Genomic DNA, 3,588 nt, shown 5'->3' with positions numbered 1-3,588 from the left:
TGCAAATCCGCCGCATCGATCCGTGGAGCACGTTAAAGGTGTCGCTGGTTTTGTCGGTGGCGCTGTTCTTTGTCTGGATGATCGCAGTGGCGTTCCTCTACCTGGTACTGGGCGGCATGGGTGTGTGGAGCAAGCTCAACAGCAACGTCGGCGACCTGCTCACCAACGCCAACGGCGGCAGTACGGGCGAGCTGGTCTCCGGCGGGACAATCTTCGGCGGCGCGGTGCTAATCGGGCTGGTCAACATCGTGTTGCTGACAGCGGGGGCAACGATCGGCGCGTTCATCTACAACCTGACGACGGACCTGATCGGCGGCATCGAGGTGACGCTGGCAGACCGGGATTAGTGTTTTGGGGCGTGGGCGCCGATTGCGGTAATCTCGGCGCTCGGCCGTACTCGGGTACGGGCCTATAGCTCAGGCGGTTAGAGCGCTTCGCTGATAACGAAGAGGTCGGAGGTTCGAGTCCTCCTAGGCCCACCACCATGTGTTCTCCACGACGCGCCGTGCGACTTACGCTGCTGCTCACCGCGATCACCGTGGCGGGGGCGGTAATGCGATCCCGACGCCGCGTCGAGGTATGGCACGTGGCCGCTGACCACACCGCGGGTCACGACCCGGGGCCTTAGCTCAGTTGGTAGAGCGCTGCCTTTGCAAGGCAGAAGTCAGGGGTTCGAATCCCCTAGGCTCCACACTGCGATGTCTCGGGACAGCGTGCACATGTGTCTTGGGACATCGTTCACGGTTTTGTTTGTGGTTGGTAGTCCCGGGTCGGGTCGAGGTGAAGTTCTCGTAGTAGTTGGCCGTCGGTGGTCGCGACCCGGATGTGTAGGTCGTGGACGAGGATCAAGACGTTGGTGCCGGCGTAGCGGCGGCCCATGCCGAGGTGGTGCAGGCGGATGTTGTGGCGCAGGGTGAGCTTGCCGTTGCTGTCGATGCGGTCGTGGCGGATGCGGTAGGCGCCGGCGTGCAGTGGGGTGCCGGTTGGGGTTGCTTTGGGTCGGGCGAGGTAGGCCCGTTGTGGGGTGTGACGGCCCAGTGCGCGGTGCGGGCGCACGGTGTTGTAGTAGGTGCGAAAGGTGTCGAGCTGGGTCTGTAGCTGGGCGACGGTGTGGGCGGGGGGTTGGTGGGTGAGCCATTTTTTGAGGGTTTGGTGAAAGCGTTCGACCTTGCCGCAGGTCTGCGGGTGATACGGGCGGCAGTGGGCAAAGCTGATGCCGCGAGCATGCAGGGTGACTTCGAGGGCGACTCGTCCAGTGCCGCGGTAGCGGCCGGTGAAAACCGCCCCGTTGTCGCTGAGCAGGCTGGCCGGATTGCCGTAGGCGGCAACGGCTTTGGTGAAGCTGTTATTGACGTCGCGGGCCTTGAACACCGGTAGGGTATCGCTGCCAAGGCACAGCCGGGAGTGGTCGTCGAGGATGTTGAGAATCTCGACATCGCTACGGTCGGCTAGTTGCCAATGGGTGATGTCGAGTTGCCAGCGTTGGTTGGGCTGCTCGGCGGCGAAGCGGATGTAGCTGCTTTTGGGGCGTTTGTGCGGCTGGGGGGTGACGAAGCCTCTGGCTGACAGGATCCGCCAGATCGTGGACACCGCGGGGCTGACACCGTGGCGTCGCTGAAGGTGAAACGCGATCGTGGCCGCACCGGCCTCATGCCCATCGCGCTCCAGTTCCTTGCGTAACGCGATGACCTCGTCTTCGATGTCTTTGGCGGTGCGGTTGGGGCTGCGAAGCGGTCGTCGTGGGCGTGGTCGCAGGCCCGCGTCGCCCTCGGCCAAGTAGCGCTGGACGAGGGTAATCACCCACCGACGACAGACCCCGTACTCGCGTGCAACCTCACTTTTCGTTCGCCCTTCGACCAGCACGGCCGTGACCACCAGCTGCGGCATTCCCATCGCTCAACCCTTGTCTTCAGGTGTGAACGATGTCCCGAGACAGCTGAAACGATGTCATGAACTCAGACACCCTAGGCTCCACACTTGTGATGTCTCAAGACATCGGAATAGCCTGAACCCTCATTTAGGGTTTGGGCTTTTTCTTGGTCGGCCGCTGCGCACGCCGCGGGGTTGATAGTCGCGGGTGGGGTCGAGTGTTAGCTGGCGGAGGAGCTCGCCTGTGGCCGCGTTGATGATGCGGATGGGGGGTCAAAATTCAGATCGTCGACAAAGGCTACATGGTCTGAGTTGGGCGCTTAGAGTCGGTGCAATCGGTTGGGAGGAGACGAAATGACCAAGCTAACTTTGACCAGACTGGGTATCGCGGTTGGCGGTCTGGCATTGTCGTTGACCGCCGGGGCCGCGGTCGCGTCCGCAGATCCTGATCTGGGTCCGATGGTCAACTCAACCTGCAGTTATTCACAGGTAGTGTCGGCGATCAACGCGGGAGATCCCGGATTTGCCGATGCATTCAACTCAGCGCCGGAGAATTCCGCCGCTTTGCGTCAGTTCCTCGCCGCGCCTCCAAGTCAACGCATGCAGATGGCCCAGCAGGTTGCGAGCGCACCGGGCGCTGCACAGAACTATCCATTTATCCTGCAAGCCTTCAACACCTGCCACAACTACTGAGCGGTCGAGCACGCGCTTCTTGCCTAGCCCAGGTTTCGGCGCCGTCGCGAACGCCAAGCATTCTTCCCGGATAACGAACCGTTCAGCCGTGCAAAACAACCGATCGACGACATTGCTAACGGCCGATCACGGCCTGGGTTGCACGTCTACGCTCGGCGGGCGCGGCGACGGCTCCGAGCGCGACGAGCGGCGAATCACCGAGAACGCCACCGCCCCCGCGGCGAGCCCGGCGGCCGCGGCGATCCCCGCGATCAGCCAGGGGCGCCTGCTGCGGCGCTGAGACCGGCGGGCCTGCTGCAGGGCCGCGGGCAGCCCGGACACCACCTGTTGAGCGGCGGCCAGTTCTTGCGCGATGGCCTCTTGGGCGGTTGCCAGTTCACGCGCCAGCCTGCCCTCGCGGTAACGCCTGCGCAGATTGGCCGCGCCCGCCTGAGCGGAATGGAAGCCCAGCCCGACGACACCGCGGGTGACATCTACCGGCCCGACCGCCGTGTATGTCAGGCCGCGGGTCAGCCGTTGTCGCGGGGTCAACCGGGTTGCCGTCTTCAGGCTCATCACGCCCCTTTCCGTCGACCGTGCGTCCCAACCTCCTCAGCCTGCCACCATCGCGGCGCCCGCGCGGCGAATGAGGTCCGCTGCGCGTGGCGTGACGGTGTGGCCGGGGCATGTGGGACCCGGTGCGGCTGCGCCGAACGCAAATGGCAGACTCCGATGTCGTGACTACCAGTCCCATTCAGACCGCCACGGCCACCCTGCACACCAACCGTGGTGACATCAAAATCGCCTTGTTCGGCAATCACGCTCCCAAAACCGTCGCCAACTTCGTGGGTCTGGCGCAAGGCACCAAGGAGTACTCGAGCCAGAACGCATCCGGCGGCACATCGGGCCCGTTCTACGACGGGGCGGTCTTCCACCGGGTGATCAAGGGATTCATGATCCAGGGCGGCGACCCGACCGGCACCGGTCGTGGCGGTCCGGGCTACAAGTTCGCCGACGAGTTTCACCCCGAGTTGCAGTTCGACCGGC

4 protein-coding genes, 2 tRNA genes and 1 pseudogene (1 of these 7 running past the window's edge) are annotated in these 3,588 nt (G+C 63.9%); 5 read left to right on the top strand and 2 right to left on the bottom strand.

Translation table 11 applies throughout. The annotated features are described in order from the left end of the window. The 3 genes from ACFE99_RS13590 to ACFE99_RS13580 all read left to right on the top strand — a co-directional run. On the top strand, nt 1-347 hold a 347-nt coding region (locus ACFE99_RS13590; RefSeq protein WP_375486075.1), incomplete at its 5' end, for a DUF3566 domain-containing protein. 58 nt (nt 348-405) lie between these two features. Beyond that, nucleotides 406-482: transfer RNA gene (locus ACFE99_RS13585), tRNA-Ile, on the top strand. 136 nt (nt 483-618) lie between these two features. Further along, nucleotides 619-691 (top strand) — tRNA-Ala (locus ACFE99_RS13580). A 47-nt stretch (nt 692-738) separates the two neighbouring features. Here the strand turns inward: ACFE99_RS13580 and ACFE99_RS13575 are convergent. After that, the gene (locus ACFE99_RS13575) at nt 739-1,893 is read right to left on the bottom strand and encodes an IS481 family transposase (protein WP_375486072.1); all 1,155 of its coding nucleotides are present in this window, start codon (nt 1,891-1,893) and stop codon (nt 739-741) included. Between the two features lie 330 nt (nt 1,894-2,223). Here ACFE99_RS13575 and ACFE99_RS13570 point away from each other — a divergent pair, with 330 nt between their 5' ends. Continuing rightward, entirely contained in the window at nt 2,224-2,562 is a 339-nt protein-coding gene (locus ACFE99_RS13570; RefSeq protein WP_375486070.1) for a hemophore-related protein, read from the top strand. A 126-nt stretch (nt 2,563-2,688) separates the two neighbouring features. On the opposite strand, the gene cwsA is transcribed toward ACFE99_RS13570, so the two are convergent. Beyond that, nucleotides 2,689-3,117 (bottom strand): cell wall synthesis protein CwsA, encoded by a 429-nt coding sequence (cwsA, locus tag ACFE99_RS13565; RefSeq protein ID WP_375486068.1) that lies wholly within the window; start codon nt 3,115-3,117, stop codon nt 2,689-2,691. A gap of 143 nt (nt 3,118-3,260) precedes the next feature. Between cwsA and ACFE99_RS13560 the strand changes: the two are divergent. Further along, nucleotides 3,261-3,588: pseudogene (locus ACFE99_RS13560) on the top strand (peptidylprolyl isomerase); it runs 217 nt beyond the window's last position.

The sequence above is a fragment of the uncultured Mycobacterium sp. genome, from assembly GCF_964249325.1.
Taxonomy (GTDB): Bacteria; Actinomycetota; Actinomycetes; order Mycobacteriales; family Mycobacteriaceae; genus Mycobacterium.
This window is presented reverse-complemented; position numbering and strand designations above follow the sequence as displayed.

Coding starts and splice junctions, on each gene's coding strand:
- ACFE99_RS13575 (WP_375486072.1), bottom strand. CDS start 1,893: ATGGGAATGCCGCAGCTGGTGGTCACGGCCGTGCTGGTCGAAGGGCGA.
- ACFE99_RS13570 (WP_375486070.1), top strand. CDS start 2,224: ATGACCAAGCTAACTTTGACCAGACTGGGTATCGCGGTTGGCGGTCTG.
- cwsA (WP_375486068.1), bottom strand. CDS start 3,117: ATGAGCCTGAAGACGGCAACCCGGTTGACCCCGCGACAACGGCTGACC.